Source organism: Azospirillum picis, assembly GCF_017876115.1.
Taxonomy (GTDB): Bacteria; Pseudomonadota; Alphaproteobacteria; order Azospirillales; family Azospirillaceae; genus Azospirillum; species Azospirillum picis.
The window spans coordinates 1-17,617 of record NZ_JAGINO010000033.1; the positions used below are offsets into that span (position 1 = coordinate 1).

The 17,617-nt window shown below is 69.2% G+C and carries 15 protein-coding genes, 1 pseudogene and 1 riboswitch; of the genes and pseudogenes, 12 read left to right on the forward strand and 4 right to left on the reverse strand.

Features of this window, described 5'->3' with window-relative positions; translation table 11 throughout:
* Both J2850_RS31920 and J2850_RS28880 read left to right on the forward strand, forming a co-directional pair.
* A pseudogene (locus tag J2850_RS31920) lies at positions 1–101 on the forward strand (electron transfer flavoprotein subunit alpha/FixB family protein); the annotation flags it as partial.
* 167 nt (positions 102–268) lie between these two features.
* Positions 269–1,150, forward strand: coding sequence for a VOC family protein (locus J2850_RS28880; protein WP_209990220.1), 882 nt, complete (start codon positions 269–271; stop codon positions 1,148–1,150).
* A 75-nt stretch (positions 1,151–1,225) separates the two neighbouring features.
* Here the strand turns inward: J2850_RS28880 and J2850_RS28885 are convergent, their stop codons facing one another.
* The gene (locus J2850_RS28885) at positions 1,226–3,697 is read right to left on the reverse strand and encodes a hybrid sensor histidine kinase/response regulator (RefSeq protein WP_307354576.1); all 2,472 of its coding nucleotides are present in this window, start codon (positions 3,695–3,697) and stop codon (positions 1,226–1,228) included.
* A 310-nt stretch (positions 3,698–4,007) separates the two neighbouring features.
* Between J2850_RS28885 and murJ the strand changes: the two genes are divergently transcribed.
* From murJ to J2850_RS28900, 3 genes are all read left to right on the forward strand, one after another.
* Positions 4,008–5,591, forward strand: a complete 1,584-nt coding sequence (murJ, locus tag J2850_RS28890) for a murein biosynthesis integral membrane protein MurJ (RefSeq protein WP_209990224.1) — start codon at positions 4,008–4,010, stop codon at positions 5,589–5,591.
* 249 nt (positions 5,592–5,840) lie between these two features.
* Positions 5,841–5,920: riboswitch (SAM riboswitch) on the forward strand.
* Positions 5,921–5,999: 79 nt separating this feature from the next.
* The gene (gene metZ, locus J2850_RS28895) at positions 6,000–7,208 is read left to right on the forward strand and encodes an O-succinylhomoserine sulfhydrylase (protein WP_209990227.1); all 1,209 of its coding nucleotides are present in this window, start codon (positions 6,000–6,002) and stop codon (positions 7,206–7,208) included.
* 84 nt (positions 7,209–7,292) lie between these two features.
* Positions 7,293–7,808, forward strand: a complete 516-nt coding sequence (locus J2850_RS28900) for a phasin family protein (RefSeq protein WP_209990230.1) — start codon at positions 7,293–7,295, stop codon at positions 7,806–7,808.
* A gap of 20 nt (positions 7,809–7,828) precedes the next feature.
* Here J2850_RS28900 and J2850_RS28905 read toward each other — a convergent pair whose 3' ends face one another.
* A complete protein-coding gene (locus tag J2850_RS28905; RefSeq protein ID WP_307354577.1) occupies positions 7,829–8,698 on the reverse strand; it encodes a cation diffusion facilitator family transporter in 870 nt (289 codons plus the stop codon).
* Between the two features lie 229 nt (positions 8,699–8,927).
* Between J2850_RS28905 and J2850_RS28910 the strand changes: the two genes are divergently transcribed.
* Positions 8,928–9,479 (forward strand): OsmC family protein, encoded by a 552-nt coding sequence (locus J2850_RS28910; RefSeq protein ID WP_246513730.1) that lies wholly within the window; start codon positions 8,928–8,930, stop codon positions 9,477–9,479.
* 148 nt (positions 9,480–9,627) lie between these two features.
* The gene (locus J2850_RS28915; protein ID WP_209990236.1) at positions 9,628–11,697 is read left to right on the forward strand and encodes a YjbH domain-containing protein; all 2,070 of its coding nucleotides are present in this window, start codon (positions 9,628–9,630) and stop codon (positions 11,695–11,697) included.
* 113 nt (positions 11,698–11,810) lie between these two features.
* On the opposite strand, the gene J2850_RS28920 is transcribed toward J2850_RS28915, so the two are convergent.
* On the reverse strand, positions 11,811–12,428 hold the full coding sequence (locus tag J2850_RS28920; protein WP_209990240.1) for a hypothetical protein: 618 nt from the start codon (positions 12,426–12,428) through the stop codon (positions 11,811–11,813).
* A gap of 367 nt (positions 12,429–12,795) precedes the next feature.
* Between J2850_RS28920 and J2850_RS28925 the strand changes: the two genes are divergently transcribed.
* On the forward strand, positions 12,796–12,960 hold the full coding sequence (locus J2850_RS28925) for a DUF1328 domain-containing protein (RefSeq protein ID WP_109107371.1): 165 nt from the start codon (positions 12,796–12,798) through the stop codon (positions 12,958–12,960).
* A 410-nt stretch (positions 12,961–13,370) separates the two neighbouring features.
* Here J2850_RS28925 and J2850_RS31570 read toward each other — a convergent pair whose 3' ends face one another.
* Positions 13,371–14,153 carry an RNA polymerase sigma factor gene (locus J2850_RS31570; RefSeq protein WP_211114050.1) on the reverse strand — a complete coding sequence of 261 codons (783 nt, stop codon included), beginning with the start codon at positions 14,151–14,153 and terminating at the stop codon, positions 13,371–13,373.
* Between the two features lie 305 nt (positions 14,154–14,458).
* On the opposite strand from J2850_RS31570, the gene J2850_RS28935 reads away from it, so the two are divergent.
* From J2850_RS28935 to J2850_RS28950, 4 genes are all read left to right on the forward strand, one after another.
* Positions 14,459–15,712 (forward strand): transglycosylase SLT domain-containing protein, encoded by a 1,254-nt coding sequence (locus J2850_RS28935; protein WP_246513731.1) that lies wholly within the window; start codon positions 14,459–14,461, stop codon positions 15,710–15,712.
* 183 nt (positions 15,713–15,895) lie between these two features.
* Positions 15,896–16,231 carry a hypothetical protein gene (locus J2850_RS28940; RefSeq protein WP_209990243.1) on the forward strand — a complete coding sequence of 112 codons (336 nt, stop codon included), beginning with the start codon at positions 15,896–15,898 and terminating at the stop codon, positions 16,229–16,231.
* A gap of 193 nt (positions 16,232–16,424) precedes the next feature.
* Positions 16,425–16,736: a hypothetical protein gene (locus J2850_RS28945; protein WP_209990246.1), complete on the forward strand. Its 312-nt coding sequence runs from the start codon at positions 16,425–16,427 to the stop codon at positions 16,734–16,736.
* On the forward strand, positions 16,733–17,605 hold the full coding sequence (locus tag J2850_RS28950) for a class I SAM-dependent methyltransferase (RefSeq protein WP_246513732.1): 873 nt from the start codon (positions 16,733–16,735) through the stop codon (positions 17,603–17,605). Before J2850_RS28945 ends, J2850_RS28950 begins: the two co-directional genes overlap by 4 nt.
* Positions 17,606–17,617: the final 12 nt, after the last annotated feature.

The window sequence follows — 17,617 nt, forward strand, 5'->3', positions numbered from 1 at the left end:
CGATCAACAAGGACGAGGAGGCGCCGATCTTCCAGGTCGCCGACTACGGCCTCGTCGCCGACCTGTTCAAGGCCGTGCCCGAGCTGCGGCAGGCGCTCTGATCGCTCCAGCCCCGCCGTCCCCGCCTCCGATCGCCGCCCCTCCCCCGCCGTCCGGCGGCGCGCGGGAGAAAGGGGAGCGATCGGAGGCAGCGGAGATCGGGCCTTGCCCGATCGACCCGCCTGTTCTATCGCTGGCGGCGAGGCAACCCGACAGCAGCAGGACGGCCATGAGCATCGACGGCACAACCGGACTCGACCATCTGGTCATCGCCACCCGCGACCTTGACGCGGCGCGCGACGCCTATGTCCGGCTCGGCTTCACGGTGACGCCGCGTGGACACCACACGGAACTGAAGTCGGCCAACCACACCGTGATGTTCGCCGACGGCACCTATCTGGAACTGCTGGGCATCGAGGAGCAGCGGCCGGCCAACGCCCATTACTCCGCCTTCCTGCGCGAGCGCCAGGGAATCGCCGCCATCGCGCTGAAGACCGCCGACGCTCATGCCGCCCGTGAGCCGTTGGCGGCGGCCGGCTTCCCGACCGAGCCGCCGGTCGACTTCGGCCGGCCGGTGGAGACGCCGGAGGGCAACCGCGACGCCCGCTTCACCATCACGCAGATCGATCCGGCCACCACCCCCGGCGGCCGGGTCTTCCTGTGCCGGCATCACACGCCGGACCTCGTGTGGCGCAAGGACAGCCTGAACCACCCCAATGGGGCAACCGGATTGGAGGCGTTGGTGATTGCCGCCGACGATCCCGCCGCGGTGGCCGCGACCTATGCCCGCCTGCTGGGCGGGTCGGTGTCGCAGCATGGCGCGGCGCTCCTTGTCGAACCCTCCGGCGGGGAGCAGGTTCGCCTGCTGGTCGCGACCCCCGACCGCCTGCATTGGGCCTGGACCAGCGACCCCGCCTTTGCCGCCCCCCTTCCCTTCTTCGCCGGCTTCGTCGTCCGCGTCGCAGATTTGGAGAAGACGCAGCAGACCCTGCAGAAGAGCAAATTCCCCACGGTGGTCGGCGGCGGCGTGTTGCGGGTCGGGTCGGCCAGCGCCTGCGGCGCCATGGTCGCCTTCGCCCGTGATTTCGACCTGAACGCCCTGATCCCCTGAGCCGGACTCCCGGATTGGATTTCCCGCCCTGATGCCAGCGGGAGCCGGCCCGCGCCTATGGGCGCGGGCCGGACATCACGCCACCGTCCGGCAGTCGCTCCACACGGGAGCCATCACCTCGGACACCGCCCGGCGCAGGTCGGCGGCCCGTACAGGCTTGTGGATGACCCGGAAATTCCCTGCCTCCGCCTCCTGCGCCCTGGCGGGCGCCGTATCGCCGGTGACGAGGAGCCCCGGAAGGATGCGGCCGAGGGCGAGGCGGACCTCGCGGATCGCTTCGGTGCCGGTTCGGCCGTCGCGCAGACGGTAGTCGGCGATGATCAGGTCGGGAACGGGCCCGCGGTGGGCGAGGTCGAGCGCCTCGGCGCAGGATCCGGCCGCCGACACGGTGCAGCCCCACTCCACCAGCATCGCGCGCAGCCCCTCTCGCACGATCTCGTCGTCCTCGATGACCAGCACGGTGGTGGGAACCGCCGGCCGGGCTGCGGCCGCGGTCGCGGGCGGATGGGCCGCCGGGGCCAGGGCGAGCGGCACCTCCACCGCGAAGACCGATCCCCGGCCCGGGCTGGAGCGCACCGTCACCGGATGGCCCATCATTTCCGACAGCCGGCGGACGACGGCCAGCCCCAGGCCGAGCCCCTGGTCGCGGTTGCGGCTGGCATTGCCGACCTGCACGAACTCCTGGAAGATGTCCGCCTGCTGGTCGGCCGGAATGCCGATGCCGGTATCCCACACCTCGATCCGTACCCGGTCGCGCAGGCGGCGGCAACCGATCAGCACGCGCCCCTGGGCGGTATAGCGCAGGGCGTTCTCCACAAGGTTCTGCAGGATGCGGCCCAGCAGCATAGGGTCGCTGTACACGTTGGCACGGCTGGGAACGATGTGCAGCAGCAGCCCTTTCTGAAGGGCGACGGGACGGCTGCTCGCGGCAACCCGTTCAAGCACCTCCCCCAGGGGAAAGGCCGTCATGTCGGGCACCACCGCCCCGGCATCCAGCCGGGAGACGTCGAGCAGGCCGTCCAGCAGCATCTTCAACGCACCGAGCGACCGGTCCATGGTCCCCAGCACATTGCGCGTCGGCCCGTCGGCGATGCGGCTGGACAGGACCTCCATCAGCAGCATCAGCGACTGCACCGGCTGGCGCAGGTCGTGGCTGGCCGCCGCCAGGAACTTCGACTTCGCGATGTTGGCGCGGTCGGCCTCGCGGCGCGCGGCGGCCAGTTCCGCCTGAGCGCGCTTGTGGTCGGAGATGTCCCGCACGATGGCGATCAGGCTGACCAGACGGCCGTCGCGATCGCGTACGGGCGACGCGCTCAGCTCCAGATGGCGGTCGCGCCCCTCCGCCGCGTCCGGGCGGCTCAACTCGATCCGGGCATCGCGGCCGACGACGATGGCGTCGCGCAGCGGCTGCAGCGCCCCGCGGTCACTGATCGCCCGCTCCAGCGACGCCAAGGCGCCGGACTCCATCAGCCCGGACGCCGGGGCGCCGAGCAACTGCTCGAGCGCCGGGTTGGCATAGACGATCGGCATCCCCGGCCGGCTGGCGTCGGCGATCATGATGCCGTCCTTGCTCCAGGCCAGCGCCCGGTTGCGGACCCGCAGCGCCCGTTCGGTGCGGCGGCGCCACTGCAGCTCGATGACGAAGGCGACCACGAACAGCAGGACGACCGCCGTCGTCACGCCGGCCCAGCCGATGTAGATGCGGGCGTTCTCGCGCCATGGGCCGAACACCGTCTCCACCGATTCCCCGACGACAGCCACCACCGGCAGGTCGTAGGCCGCGCGGTAGGCGGTGATCCGCTCGACCCCATCGACCGGGCTGACCATCCGCATGTGGCCTGCGGCATGCTGACGCATCACCCGCCAAAGCTCGCTGTCGGCGGTGACGCGGCTCGCCGCCGCGGTCTCGACGTTGCGGGCCAGGACGGTCCCGTCGGCCCGCAGCAGCGTCGCGACCGCATCCGTCGGCAGCCCGAGCACACGGTAGTAGCGCACGAAGGAATCGACCGGCACGTCGGCGACCGCGATGCCGGCGAAGGTGCCGTCGGATGTCTCCAGCCGCCGCGAAACCGGGATCAGCAGCTCCCCGGTCTGGGAGGAGGTATAGGGCTTGCCGATCACCGCGCCGCGGACCGACGAGTCGCGGGCGATGCCGAACTCGTCGCGATCGACGACCGCACCCTGGAAGGTGGCACGCCCGGCCCCGAGCGTGGGGACGCCCTGGCTGTCGTAGGCGCGCACGCCGACCACCAGCCCTTCCTCGAAGGCGCGGCGGGAGTCGATGCGCATCGGCTGGCCGCGTTGCGTGTTGGCGACCAGATCCAGCAGCAGGTCGTCGACCCGGCGGAAGGTCGACACCGCATGCTCCTCCACCAGTCGGGAGAGGACCGTGGTCTTCTCGTAGGCGGTCTGGTCGAGCAGATGCTCTTCCCGCTGCAGCCGGTCGAGCAGCACCCACCACAGGGCGGCGATCGCCACCGCCACGGCCAGTGCCGGCAGGACGAGGCGTCCGCCGAAACCTGAGAAAAGCCGGAGCGCCCGTTTCACGTGTTCTCCGAACGCTGTGAACCCGTTCCATAGCCTTGGACCGCCCTGGAACCGCGGCGGAATGGCAGTGGCAAGAATGCCGCAACGCAAATGGCGACGCAACGACGTTAGCGGCAAGGTGGAAACGCAATGACCTTGCTCCACCGGGGCGTACAGCCCTCCCCGTCGGCGCTGCCGCTGCGGAACCGCCTTACTGCGGTTGCTCCCCTCCCCCATCCGGCGGTTACCGGAACGTCCGATGCCGGCATTCCGGCCAAGCCTCCGCCGAAAGCGGCTTTCCGCCCGACCTGCCGCCCGCTATACCGCGGGCATGAACTTCGCCCGCGCCATCGCCACCGTCGGTGGCCTCACCCTGCTGAGCCGGCTGGCCGGCTTCGCCCGCGACATCCTGACCGCGGCGGTGCTGGGGGCAGGCCCGGTGGCGGATGCCTTCTTCGTGGCGCTCAAGCTGCCAAACCTGTTCCGCCGCCTTTTCGCCGAGGGCGCGTTCGGCGTCGCCTTCGTCCCGCTGTTCGCGGCCGAACTGCAGACCCGCGGCCGCGCCGCCGCCATCCGCTTCGCGGAGGAGGCCCTGGCGCTGCTGCTGACGATGCTGCTGCCCTTCACGGTGGCGGCCATCGTCGCCATGCCCTGGCTGATGCACGGGCTGGCGCCGGGATTCGTCGACGACCCGGCGAAGTTCGGACTGGCCGTCGACATGGCGCGGCTCACCTTCCCGTATCTGGCGCTCGTGTCGCTGGTGGCGCTGCTCGGCGGCGTCCTGAACGCGCTCGACCGTTTCGGCCCCTTCGCCGCCGCTCCGATCGCCTTCAACCTGACCCTGGTCGCCGCCCTGCTGATCGCTCCGCGCCTGGGGCTGGAACCGGGACGCGCGATGGCGGCCGCGGTCACCCTGTCCGGCGCGGTCCAGGTCGGCTGGATGGCATGGGCCTGCCGGCGCGCCGGCGTGACCCTGCGCCTGCGGATGCCGCGGATGACCGAGGGGATGCGCAGACTGTTCCGGCTGATCGGGCCCGGAGCACTGGGTGCCGGCGTCATGCAGATCAACCTGTTCGTCAATATCCTGCTGGCATCCCTGCTGCCGTCCGGATCGGTGTCCTTCCTCTATTACGCCGACCGGCTGAACCAGATGCCGCTCGGCGTCATCGGCATCGCCATCGGCACCGCCCTGCTGCCGGTGCTGGCGCGCCACGCCGCCGCCGGCGACGACCGGATGGTGCGTCATTACCTGAGCCGCGCCCTGGAGTTCAGCCTGCTTCTCGGGCTGCCGGCGGCGGTGGCGCTGGGGGTGGCGGGGGAACCGATCGTCGCCGTGCTGTTCCAGCGCGGCGCCTTCGGCCCGGCGGAAGCGCAGGCCACCGCGATGGCGCTCGCCGCCTACGCCGTCGGCATCCCCGCCTATGTGATCGTCAAGTCCCTGAACGCCGCCTTCTTTGCCCGCCACGACACCACGACGCCCGTGCGGGTCGCCGTGGTGGTGACGGTGGCGACGGCGGTGCTCGCGTTGGCGCTGATGCCCTGGCTGGAACATGTCGGCATCGCGCTGTCCACCGGGCTGACGGCCTGGCTCGACGTGGCGCTGCTGGTGGTGGCGATGCGCCGGCGCGGCCTGTTCGACCTGGACGAGCGGCTGAAGCGCCGCGCGCCGCGCATCGCCGTCGCGGCGGCCGGCATGGGAGCGGCGCTCCTGCTCGGATGCTGGTTGCTGGCGCCCTGGCTGGCGGCGCCGGCGACGGCGGTGCGCTTCGCCGCGCTGGCGCTCCTGGTCGGCGGCGGTGCGGCAGCCTTCGGCCTGCTGGCGGTGTTACTCGGCGGCGCCAGCGTCGGCGACCTCAAGGCGATGCTCAAATCCTCCCCGTCCGCCGGGCCGCGGGCCGAGGGGGGGCTTGGATGACCGGCCAGGGGCATCGCATATGGCGATAATTGCCCTCTCCCGCCCCGGGAGAGGGAGGGGACCCACGAAGTGGGGAGGGTGAGGGGTGGCCCAAGACGCTAGAACTGCAAGGTTTCTTGGATCACCCCTCACCCTTCCCATGCCCCGCATGGGCCCCTTCCCTCTCCCGGGGCGGGAGAGGGAGCCATATGCGATGCCCCTGGATGACCGGCTTACCCCTCTTGACTGGCGTCATAGACGGTCGTACAAGCGGATCCACGTGGTGATTTGGTCGACCGGCTTGCGGGCCACGTAAAACAACCCGCTAAAAAGGTCCGAGCCGCGCCTGCGCCTCGACCCGATCGGTCGGGGCTTTTTTGTTTGCGGCCGGCCTTGCCCCACCGGCGTACCATAGGGGAGAGCCGCGCAATGCCGCGCACCGACCATCGCAATCCGAACGTCTCGGGGCTGCGCCCCCGCTCCAAGCTGGTCCATGGCGGCATCCGCCGCTCGCAGTTCGACGAGACCTGCGAGGCGCTGTACCAGACCTCCGGCTACGTCTACGGCTCGGCCGAGGAGGCGGAGAGCGCCTTCGCCAACGACGGTTCGCGCCACGTCTATTCGCGGTTCCGCAACCCGACCTCGGCGATGTTCGAGGACCGGCTGGCCGAGTATGAAGGGGCGGAGTGGGCCTACGCCACCTCCAGCGGCATGGCGGCGGTGCATGGCGCGCTGCTCAGCGGCCTGCGCGCCGGCGACCGCATCGTGGCGCCGCGCTCGCTCTTCATCTCCTGCTACTGGATCATCAAGGAGCTGTGCACCCGCTTCGGCATGGAGTCGGTGTTCGTCGACGGCACCAGCCTGGCCGAATGGCAGGAGGCCCTGTCCAGGCCGACCAAGGCGGTCTTCGTCGAAAGCCCGTCGAATCCGGGCCTGGAGGTGGTCGACCTGGAAGCGGTCTGCGCGCTGGCCCACAAGGCCGGCGCGGTGGTGGTCGCCGACAACGCCTTCGCCACCCCCGTTCTCCAGCGTCCGTTCGAGTTCGGTGCCGACGTCGTCATCTATTCGGCGACCAAGCACATCGACGGCCAGGGCCGCTGCCTGGGCGGGGTGATCCTGGCCAAGGACAGGAAGTACGGCTCCGACGTGATCCATCCCTTCCTGCGCCACACCGGCCCGGCGATCTCGCCCTTCAACGCCTGGCTGCTGCTGAAGGGCATGGAGACGCTGGAACTGCGCGTCCAGGCCCAGTCGGCAGCCGCGTTCCAGGTGGCGCAGTTCCTGGAAAGCCACCCGAAGGTCGCCCAGGTGCTCTACCCGCTGGTGCCCAGCCACCCGCAGTACGACTTGGTGCGCAAGCAGATGAGCGGCGGCGGCAACATGCTGTCGATCTTCCTGAAGGGCGGCAAGTCCGAGGCGTTCAACACGCTGAACGGCCTGCGCATGGTGATGATCTCCAACAATCTCGGCGATTCGAAGAGCCTGATCACCCATCCCGCGACCACCACCCACTCCAAGCTGACCGACGAGGAGAAGGCGGCTGCCCGCATCGAACCCGGATTGCTGCGACTGTCCGTTGGTCTAGAGGACCCCCAGGACATCATCGAAGATCTCGACCGCGCGCTCGCCGAGGCGTAAAGATCGTGCCGGAACCTTATGCTGCAGTGCAGCGTTGACTGCGCGCCGAGGTTCCGGCACCGACACCAGAGCGAGGCGAAGCCAATGGCAACGAACGGCAACGGCAACAGCCACCCCACCGACAGGCTCATGGCCGTTGCCGGTCAGATGGCCAAGACGGGCATGCGCGGCAACGAGATGGGCGTCGCCGCCGCCCAGACGATCGGCTACCGCACCGCCATGATGGCGGCGGCCATGTCCAACCCCATCGACTTCGCCAATCCGGAATTCATCCGCATGGGCTCCGAGAAGGTCGAGGCCGCCGTGGAGGCATTCCACGCCGTTGCCACTGGCATCGGGGAGTTCGGGCAGGCCTGGTTCACCATGGTGACCAAGCAGACCCAGGCCGCCGCCGTCACCATCGGCGGCTTGGCGACCTGCAAGAATCCGGTCGAGATCGTCGACGTGCAGCAGCGGCTGCTGGCGGACGCGATGGATGCCGGCATTCACGCCAACCTGCGCCTGATCGAGGCGACGGCGGCCTTGACCGCCGCCAGCCTCATGCCGGCCTACCGCAAGGTCCGTGCGAACGCCCGCCGCCTCGCCCGCGCGCAGGGCTGAGCCCATCCGGGGCGCAGCCGCTACACCACATCGGCGGGGGCGAGTTCGCAGCAGCTCCCGTCCTGTTCGATCTGGACGGTCGCATGGCGGATGCCGAAACGCTCCCTCAGCGTTCCGGCGATCTCGCGCAGCAATCCGTCGTCCTGCCCCATGCCCGGACGCACGAGATGGGCGGTCAGCGCCGTCTCGGTCGTGCTGATCGGCCAGATGTGCAGGTCGTGCACCGCCGCGACACCGGGCAGACCGGCCAGGTAACGCTCGACGCCCGCCCGGTCGATGCCGTCGGGTACGGCATCCATCGCCATCCGCGCCGAATCCCGCAGCAGCCCCCAGGTCCCGACGACGATCACCAGGGCGATGACGATGCTGGTGGCGGGGTCCAGCCACAGCCAGCCGGTGAAGCGGATCGCCAGCGCAGCCACCACCACCCCCACCGACACCGCGGTGTCGGCGGCCATGTGCAGGTAGGCGCCGCGCAGGTTGATGTCGTGCTTCTGCCCGCCCATGAACAGCCATGCCGTCCAGGCGTTGATGACGATGCCGATGATCGCCACCACCATCACCGTGGTTTCGGCCACCGGTTCGGGAGAGAACAGGCGGTCCGTCGCCTCCAGCAGGATGGCCCCCACGGCGATCAGCAGGATCATCGCGTTCAGCAGCGATGCCAGGACCGAGGCATTGCCGAATCCGTAGGTGTAGCGCCCCTGCGGCAGCCGGCGGCCCAGCCATGCCGCTCCCCAGGCCAGCAGCAGCCCCATCACGTCGCTCAGGTTGTGCCCGGCATCCGCCAGCAGTGCGGTCGAGTTGGCGACCAGCCCGTAGCCCGCCTCCACCGCCACGAAGCCGATGTTCAGCAGCGCGCCCAGCGCGAAGGACCGGTCGTAGCTCACCGGCCCATGGTGATGGCCCCCGTGCGTGTGGCCGCCGGCATGCCCGCCATGGGAGTGGGAGCCATGGGGATGGGAGCCGTGGGAATGGACCCCATGGCCGTGCCCGTCCTCCCCGTCGCCCCTCCGTTCATGCGGGTCATGCCCGTGTCCATTACCGAACGCTGTGTCGGGGGCGCTTCGGTCGCCTTGCGGCATGATTGGAGACCTCGTCTCTGCACGATGGGATCGGATGCGCCGAATTCTGGGCAGCTCGGCCGGGCGGCGCAAGCCCGGCGCCCTTCCATCGCCGCCCTTGCGCCAGGTGGCTGCCGCGCCTAGCTTCGCGCGGTCTGCACATCAACCGCAAACGAAGGAAAATATCATGAAGGCGCGCGTCACCTGGGTGGACGGCAAGATGTTCGTCGGCGAATCCGGCAGCGGCCACGCCGTGGTGATGGATGGTGCGCCCGAGTCCGGCGGTCGCAACGCCGGCATCCGCCCGATGGAGATGCTGCTGATCGGCATGGGCGGCTGTACCTGCTTCGATGTGGTGATGATCCTGGAGAAGGGGCGCCAGCAGATCATCGACTGCGTTGCCGCCATCGAAGCCGAACGCGCGGACACCGATCCCAAGGTCTTCACCAAAATCCATGTTCATTTCACGGTCAGCGGCCGCAAGCTGGACCCGGCGAAGGTCGAACGCGCAATCGCCCTGTCAGCCGAGAAATACTGCTCCGCGTCGATCATGCTCGGCCAGACCGCGACCATCACCCATGATTTCGAGGTGCTGGAAGCGCCGTAAAAGCCGCTTTCAGCGGCGTCACCTCCGCCCGGAACGCCCGATACCGGCGGCATCCAGGTTGCGGAAAAGACCGGCCTCCCTTATGAGGTTGCATACGAGCGCATGAATCGCGTAAATCGGTTCATACCGGATTATCTGCGATCAAAGCGTGCGGCGGCTGATCTTCCTTCTTGGCATCCTCCCTGCCGCATCCGCGCTGGCCGAGGAGCCGACGGCGAGCCTGTCGGACTGGGGCGGCATCGGGCTGCTGCAGATGCCCAACGCACGGATGGCTCCGGACGGCTCAATGAGCGGCGGGCTGGCCGCGCTCGGCACCCTGCACCGCCATGTCGCCATCTCCGCACAGCCTCTGCCGTGGTTTGAGCTCACCGCGCGCAACAGCGCCTATCCCGGCTATTTCGGACTGAGCGAGCCGGGCCTCGACCTGAAGGTCCGCCTGCGGCGGGAAGACGAAGCCGGGCCGGCCCTCGTTGTCGGCGGCCGCGACGTCACCGGCTCGGGCTTGGACCTTCCGGGCAAGGGCCGCTTCGCCGGCGAATATCTGGCGCTGTCGCGCCGCTGGCGGGATTTCGACCTGACGCTCGGGTTCGGCTGGGGAGCCTTCGGCGAGGCGGGTCAGCTCCGCAATCCGCTGCGCGTCCTTGGCGGACGCTTCAAGCGTGACCGCGATCCCTCGGCGGTGCCGACCGTCCGCGGCCCCAAGGCATGGTTCGGAGGCGAGCGCATCGCCCTGTTCGGCGGCGTCGAATGGCACACACCGTTGGACGGGCTGAGCCTGAAGCTGGAGTCCTCCGGCGACCGCTTCCGTGCGCAACGGCAGGACGAACCCGGCTTCGAGCCCGGCAGCCGCTACAGCCTCGGCCTTTCCTGGCGTCCCGTGTCCTGGATCGACCTGGGAGCGGCCTACGAACAGCGCCGGCGCGTCATGCTTCGCCTGTCCATCCGCTACGATCCGGCCGTGGACGCCGACCTGCCGAACCGGCCACCGCCCGCCATCGGACCTCGCCCCGCCCCGGGAGTGGCGCTGTCGCCGGACGCCGTGCGGATCGTGGCCCGGTCCCGCGGCCTTCCGGCCCGCGCGGTGGCCATCGGGGGAGATACCGCGACGCTGTGGCTCGATCCGGCCGGCACCGGCCGGCAGCCGCTGGCGCGCGAAGCCGGCGACGCTGCCCGGCTGCTCGCCGACCTCGCCCCGGCGCAGGTGGAGCGGCTGCGGGTGGTCACCGGTGCCGGCGGACTGGAGGGTGCCAGCATGACGCTGCTGCGCCGGGACCTTGAGCGTGCTGTCATCGGCCGCGGCAGCATCGAGGAGATCTGGCGGACCGCGGAGTTCACGTCACCGGCAGCCCACCCGCCGGGATGGCGCCCCCGCCTCGACCTCTCGACCCGGCTGGTCGCTGCCTTCGACCTTGCGGAGTTGGGATCGCCGCTGGTCGAGCGCACCTACACGGACCTCCTGCTGCAGGCCGAACCCTTGCGCGGGCTGGTGGCGGGAGCGGGATTGCGGGTGAATGCCGGCGATACCGTCAGCCTGCTCGACACCAATGCCCTCCCGCCGGGCCGGCCGGTCCGCAGCGACCTGCCGCGCTACACCCGGCGGCGCCTTTCCCCGGACCACCTCTATGCCGCGTGGCTCGCCAGCCCGGCGACCGGGGTGACCACCCGCCTGTCGGCCGGATATCTGGAGGAGATGTATGCCGGCATCGGGATGGAGGCGCTCTACCAGCCGCAGGCCGCGCGATGGGCGATGGGCCTCGACGTGAACCGTGCATGGAAGCGGCGGCCCGATGACCTGTTCCGCATCGACCCCGCCGACGGGCATGCCACCGGACAGGCAAGCCTGTATTGGGAAGCGCCGGGCGCCGGCACCACCACGGCGCTGCGGCTTGGCCGCTATCTGGGCGGCGACTGGGGCGGGACGCTGGAGGTCATGCGCCGCTTCGACGGTGGGATCGGGCTGTCGGCTCACGGCACCTGGACCGAAGCTCCTGACCGTACGCGGAGCCGGTTCGGCGGGCGGCTGGACTGGGGCGTGTCGCTGGTCGTGCCGATCGCCGCGTCGGCCTGGATGCCGGTCGGCGGCACGGTCGAGACGGCGGTGCGGACGCTGGGGCGCGATGCCGGGCAACGGCTGTCGCAGCCGCTGCCGCTCTACGACCTGCGGGTGCCGGGCGGTTACGGGCGCCTCGCCGGCACATGGCGGCGCCTCCTGGAGTGACGGAGTACGGCAGGACCGCAGCCGGCGCCGGCTGTGGCCCGGAGCGCCTTTCGGTGTGATCGTTTCAGGCGGTACAGCTTGAAACGATCACACCGAAAGCCTGTCCGGGCAGGTTAGCGGCGCTGCGAGATGTCGCCGGTGTGCGGGTTCAGCACCACGGTGGACCACTGGCCCTGCGGGTCCATCGCGCTGGCAACATACATGTCGCCGTCCTTGCGGAAGTCACGGACCATGCTGTAGCCGGACGCGCTGAGGCGGTTCAGCAGGGTGGTCTGGGCCAGTTCGATCGGGCGCTGGCCGGGGCCACGGCGTCCGGCGAGGTCGGCCTGCGACATCCCCTGGCCAGCATCGCGCCCAGTCATGCGGTCGCTGCTCCGGGAATAAGCCGAGCCGGTGGCCGTGCGGTCCATCGCGCTGCCGGTGCTGCCGGACATGCCGGCCTGGTTATGATGGCTGCGGGCACGGGCGCCGTCCTTGTAGCCGCCATGGCCATAGTCATTCCGGTTGTGCATGGTGCCGTCGGCGGACGAGCCGCTGGTGGCGGCCGTACCGGTCCAGGGATCGTTCTGGACGCCGGGCAGGCTGTTGACCACGGGGGCTTCGCTGTTGCCGGCGGAGTTGGTCGATTTCTCGTAGTTGAGGTCGTCCGAGCGGCTGGCGCCCTGGGCCATCGCGGCCGGGGCGGTGACGAGGGAAGCGGCGAGAACCGCAAGGCAAAGCTTGGTCTTCATCTTTTCCTCCTGTCGTCCTGTCTGGTCCCCGTCTTGGGGAAGTCCCCCAGGACGGAATGCCGGCGGCTGGACCGCCGGCCTCTCGGACAAGCACAACACGCGATAGCGGACCTTGTTGCCCGAAAACCTCAAGGTCACCCCATCTGCGGGATGTCGGTGCAAGGTGCCGGGAACAACGTGCCGGTTAGGCTGTTCTGCACTTACGAATGCCGCCGCACCGGCTGCGCTTCCTCACCTTGGCCATACTTGGTAACGGGTACGGACCGGAGTCTCGAAGACAGTGTCATTGGTGAGGACGGTACCATCTTGTCTCATGCGCGACGCCCGAAATCCTTAACCAGGTCTTCGGCGAGCGAGGGAGGGTATGATGCTCTATTGGGCTCTCGTTTTCTTCGTCATCGCGCTGATCGCCGGCGCGCTGGGGTTCGGCGGAATCGCGTCGGCCACATCCGGCATCGCGCAGATCCTGTTCTTCCTCTTCCTGGTGCTGTTCGCCATCAGCCTGATCATGGGCCTGGTGCGGCGCCGATAGCCGTTCCGCCGGGTCTGGCAAGCCGTTCGTCGGTTTGCCAGGCCCGGCAGGGAACCATCACCGGCCCGTCCGGTTGGTGATGGCATCACCTTGATGCTGCAACACTCTCTTCTCCCCCCGATGTGACGCCGGGGTTGCCCCGACGGCGCTTCGATTGTCCCCGCCTATGGCGGCGTCCTCCCCCGGACGCCGCCATTCTTTTTTCCGGCCATCGGCGCCGATGGCGGACAGGTGCTCCGGAAAAAGCGAAGGGGGCGCCCGCGATCTGGACACCCCCTCGTTTCAGTCGCGTTCCACTCGGGCTTCCCCCAGCGCCCACTCGACGGATTTCAGCCAACCCCGAGCCGACCCCGCAGGGGCGATCCTGCTTGCGGACCCGCCAGCCGCCCGGCGGCATGGCGCGGTGGGCCTCAGGCGTCGCTGTCGTCGTCCGGGCTTTCCCCTTCCATCAGCAGGCGGAGTGCGCGGCGCCCGCGGGACAGGCGCGATTTCACGGTGCCGATCGAGATGCCGAGAATGTCGGCCGCCTCGTTGTAGGAGATGCCCTCCAGCCCGATCAGAAGCACGACCTCACGCTGCTCGTTCGGCAGCAGCCCCAACGCACGGCGCAGGTCGCGCAGTTCCATCCGCACGAACTGCGACCCGGGTGCGGCCCCGATCGCCGCCTGGGCCTCCGCGTCGATGTCGACCACCGGCTGGCGGCGACGGACGCCGTTGATGTGCAGGTTGCGCAGGATCGTGAACAGCCAGGCCCGCAGATTCGTCCCCGGACGCCAGAGATGCAGGCGCGACAGCGCCCGCTCCAGGCATTCCTGGACAAGATCGTCGGCAAGGGTGGCGTCGCGGACCATGGCGCGGGCGAAGCGGCGGAGCCGCGGAATTTCCTCTTCTATCTGGCGGATCACCGCCGGGTCGGGCGGTGCGTTCGGATCGGGGCGGTATTCGTCCTCGGCAACCGCAGCGCCATCCCGGTCCGCGGACGCATCCAGATCCTGTTCGCCGTCGAAATCGGCATCACCGCTGCTGCCGTTCGCGCTGGGCCGGCCAGCATTCGGGTCGGTGTCTTGTTCCGTGAAGTCCGGCGCACTGTCCGAGCGGGTCCGGCCGACGGCCTCTGCTCCGAAAGCTGCCGGCTCGATCGGAGCCGGGCTGCGCATTCGGTGGCTCACGGTGGTCGCGACGTGGTTCGCCATCGGTAAAACGATGCCTCCTTCAATGCCGTACGCCGCAGCGGCGCAGGTGGTTTTGCGCCGCCGGAGCCTCCGGCGCGACAGCCCCGGTACGAAGATTTGCCCTTCATACCGGGGTGTCGAATTTGCAGCCGATTATCTGGCCCGATCCGTACGTAATGAGCGGACAAAGCACCCGCCAGTTGGGAAAAAGGCTAGTGCGCTATTCAATGTGGCCAGAGTACCCCTTGTATCCCACCGCTGTCGCCGTTCGGGTGTTGGCACAAAACTTGTTCATTCGTTATGTCTCCAGCACCACTGGAGGACGCATGAACGAGATGAAAATAAAAAGACCGAACGGCAATCACCGGTCGGCCTGCGGATTTTCTATTGGCTGCGCCACATCAAGCACTTCCAGCGATGTATTACGGCGCCTTCCACTCGGCGGTTCAGCCTATACCGCATTCGACCGTCTCGTCTGTCGGTCAATCGCCGGGAAGTCGGCGGCTGTCCTTTCGATGTTCTCCGATCGCATCAATAAAATGATACAGGGGGGTCGCGTGGACCACCACATGAACCTTTGCGGTACGCCGTCCGCACCGCAGGCCGGCCGGGCCGGCACCCGGACCAGGGCGCGCACTTTCCGTTCGACGTGCATCGCAATGCTGGCGGCGGGCCTTCTGCTCCCAGGCCTTCTGGCGACGACACCGGCCCAGGCCGGCGTCGCCGAGCGGACGGTTGCGGCGTTACAGGCCCTGGCGGGCAAGGGAAGCGCGCGGGCACAATTTGAACTGGCGCAGCATTACGAGCGTGGCGACGGCGTCCAGAACGATTCAAGGATGGCGCTGGCGCTCTATTGCCGCGCCGCCCGGCAGGATTACGCCGACGCCGCGCTAATGGCCGGGCGCATGCACATCGGCGGGGTGGGAGGCGTCGGCAAGGACGCCGAACTCGGACGGGCATGGCTGCGCAAGGCCGCCGCGCTGGGCAGCGAGCAGGCCGTCCAGCTCGTCGGCCAGCCGAAGGCGAATGCGAAGGCACCGGACCGCTGCGAACCTCCCAGCATCCGCTGGGGCGTGATCCGCAAGCCTCCTGCGGAGATCCAGGCGATGGTGCAGAAGATGGCGCCGACCTACGGCCTCGACCCGGAGCTCGTGCTGGCGGTGATCGCGGTGGAATCCGGCTACCGCGTCGACGCGGTGTCAGAGAAGAGCGCCATGGGCCTGATGCAGTTGATCCCGGAAACCGCCGAGCGGTTCGGCGTCACCAAGCCCTACGACCCGGAACAGAACCTGCGTGGCGGCATGAAGTACCTGCGCTGGCTGCTGGCCTATTTCGACGGGAACGTGACCTTTGCGCTGGCCGGCTACAATGCGGGCGAAGGGGCGGTGCTCCAGTACAAGGGGGTCCCTCCCTACCGCGAGACGCAGGATTACGTGGCCAAGCTACACACCCTGTACGCGCGCAACTACCACCCCTTCAACCGTGACATCACGCAGTCGGCCGGGCTGGTCAGCAGCACGCGAGAGGAGGTGGCGGAACTGTCGCTTACCCCCAAAGCGCGCGGCGGCGGAAAGCGTTGAGAACGCAGGATTGCGAATCGGAAAAAAGCGACTCGGGGCGACTCGGAGGATGGTTGGTTAACACTTTGGTCATAAAGTGACCATTACCCTCGGGACTCGACGGATTTCGCGGGTGCCGGACGCCCCACGCAGTCCGGCGACACCCGCAGCGTTTCACTCGAACGTTCCCCGAGGACCCGCCCGATGCCCATGGCCGCCGACGTCGATACCATCGAACGCACCTCCATCGTCGCCCACACCCTTCTGAACGAACTGCACGACATCCTGGCCCTGCCCAAGGCGCCGGACGACGTCACCCTGGGCATCCTCATGGGCATGGCCATGTTCCTCGACGACAAGGTCGGGCCGATGCGCGCCAAGCGCCTGATGAGCGAGGCGCCCACCATCGTCCTCAAGACCGACGCCCACGTCACCGGCGACCAGGCCCAGCGCATCCTTCCCGTGCTCCGGGCTTTCGGCGACCACCTGAAGGAACTGCGCCTGAAGGTCGAGCGCCCCGTGAACGGCGCCGTGGGCTGACCCGCAGGTTCCGGCCCCCTCCACGCCCTCCGGCGTCAGGCGATCCGATGTCATGAAGGGCCCGGCGCCGCAAGGTGCCGGGCCTTTTTGCCGTCCGGGCCGGCCGATCAGGCAGCCGCGGGCGTTTGCCCGGCGCGCGGGGACCCGTTTGGCGGCTTGACCCGCCGGCGGATTGGGCGGAAGCTTCCGTTCCATGGACTGGTTTACAGGCCTCAGCATCGTCGCCATCGTGGCCGGCGTGACCATCAGCCTCGTGGTGCTGGCGGCGTTCGGCTCCATGCGCCACAGCCTGAACCAGACCGTGGCCCGCCAGTCGCAGCAGATCGGCCGCCTGTCCGACACCATGGCGGCCCTGTCGGCACAGCATCAGGCGGCACAAACCCGCATCCAGCAACTGACCGACGCGAACCGCAAGTTGTCGGACGAGATGACGGCGCTTGGCGAGCGCCTGAACGACAGCGACAGCGCACGACGTCCGGCAGGCACGGCAAGGCTCCTCCATTGACCGTCCACCCACAGCCCGGCGCCGCTCCTTCCGGGAGTCCCCCCGATCCGGATGGTCCGGACGCCACCCGCGAGCGAGAGCGCTGGACCGCCAGCGCCGATGCCTGGGACCGCTGGGCCGACCCGATGGCCGATCTCGCCGACAAGCTCAACCGGCCATTGCTGGATGCCGTCGGCCTCGTCGAGGGGGAGAGGCTGCTCGATCTGGCTTCCGGCGCCGGCGAACCGGCGCTGAGCGCCGCCCGTCGGGCAGGACCGGCCGGGCTCGTGGTGGGCAGCGACCTCGTGCCGGGCATGATGACCGGCGCCATCCGCCGTGTCCGCGGCACCGACGGTCCGGCGCCCTCCTTCGCGGCGGCGGACATGACGGCGCTGCCCTTCGCCGACGCGGCCTTCGACCGAGTCACCTGCCGCTTCGGCATCATGTTCGTGCCGCCGGTCGAAGCCGCACTGCGCGAGGTGCGCCGCGTGCTCCGCCCCGGCGGCAAGGCCGCCTTCATGGTGTGGGGACCGCGGTCGGGAAACGGCCTCTTCGCCGAGATCGGCGCCGTGGTGGCCGGTCACCTGGGCGAGGACGGCAGCCTCGATCCGCTGTTCCGGTTTGCCGGGCCGGGGCGGCTGTCGGCGCTCCTCCAGGCCGCCGGCTTCACCAGCACGGCGGAAAGCGACCTCACCCCGGTCCGGAAGGCCCCGGCGGACCAGCCCTTCTGGCGTGCCGCGCTGGAGATGAGCTTCGGCCATCGGCTCGACGGCCTGCCCCCGGACCGCCGGGCGGCGATCGAGGCCGACATCGCCCGCCGGTTTGCGGCGCAGGCGGTCGACGGAATCGTACCGGTGCCGTCGCACGCCCGCATTGTCGTCGGCGGGTAGCCGCCACCCGCC

Excerpts from the sequence above, each read along its gene's own strand:
- J2850_RS28945 (WP_209990246.1), top strand. The coding sequence starts at position 16,425 with ATGGACTGGTTTACAGGCCTCAGCATCGTCGCCATCGTGGCCGGCGTG.
- J2850_RS28935 (WP_246513731.1), top strand. The coding sequence starts at position 14,459 with ATGAACGAGATGAAAATAAAAAGACCGAACGGCAATCACCGGTCGGCC.
- murJ (WP_209990224.1), top strand. The coding sequence starts at position 4,008 with ATGAACTTCGCCCGCGCCATCGCCACCGTCGGTGGCCTCACCCTGCTG.
- J2850_RS28925 (WP_109107371.1), top strand. The coding sequence starts at position 12,796 with ATGCTCTATTGGGCTCTCGTTTTCTTCGTCATCGCGCTGATCGCCGGC.
- J2850_RS28940 (WP_209990243.1), top strand. The coding sequence starts at position 15,896 with ATGCCCATGGCCGCCGACGTCGATACCATCGAACGCACCTCCATCGTC.
- J2850_RS28920 (WP_209990240.1), bottom strand. The coding sequence starts at position 12,428 with ATGAAGACCAAGCTTTGCCTTGCGGTTCTCGCCGCTTCCCTCGTCACC.
- J2850_RS28880 (WP_209990220.1), top strand. The coding sequence starts at position 269 with ATGAGCATCGACGGCACAACCGGACTCGACCATCTGGTCATCGCCACC.
- J2850_RS28910 (WP_246513730.1), top strand. The coding sequence starts at position 8,928 with ATGCGCCGAATTCTGGGCAGCTCGGCCGGGCGGCGCAAGCCCGGCGCC.
- J2850_RS31570 (WP_211114050.1), bottom strand. The coding sequence starts at position 14,153 with ATGGCGAACCACGTCGCGACCACCGTGAGCCACCGAATGCGCAGCCCG.
- J2850_RS28900 (WP_209990230.1), top strand. The coding sequence starts at position 7,293 with ATGGCAACGAACGGCAACGGCAACAGCCACCCCACCGACAGGCTCATG.
- metZ (WP_209990227.1), top strand. The coding sequence starts at position 6,000 with ATGCCGCGCACCGACCATCGCAATCCGAACGTCTCGGGGCTGCGCCCC.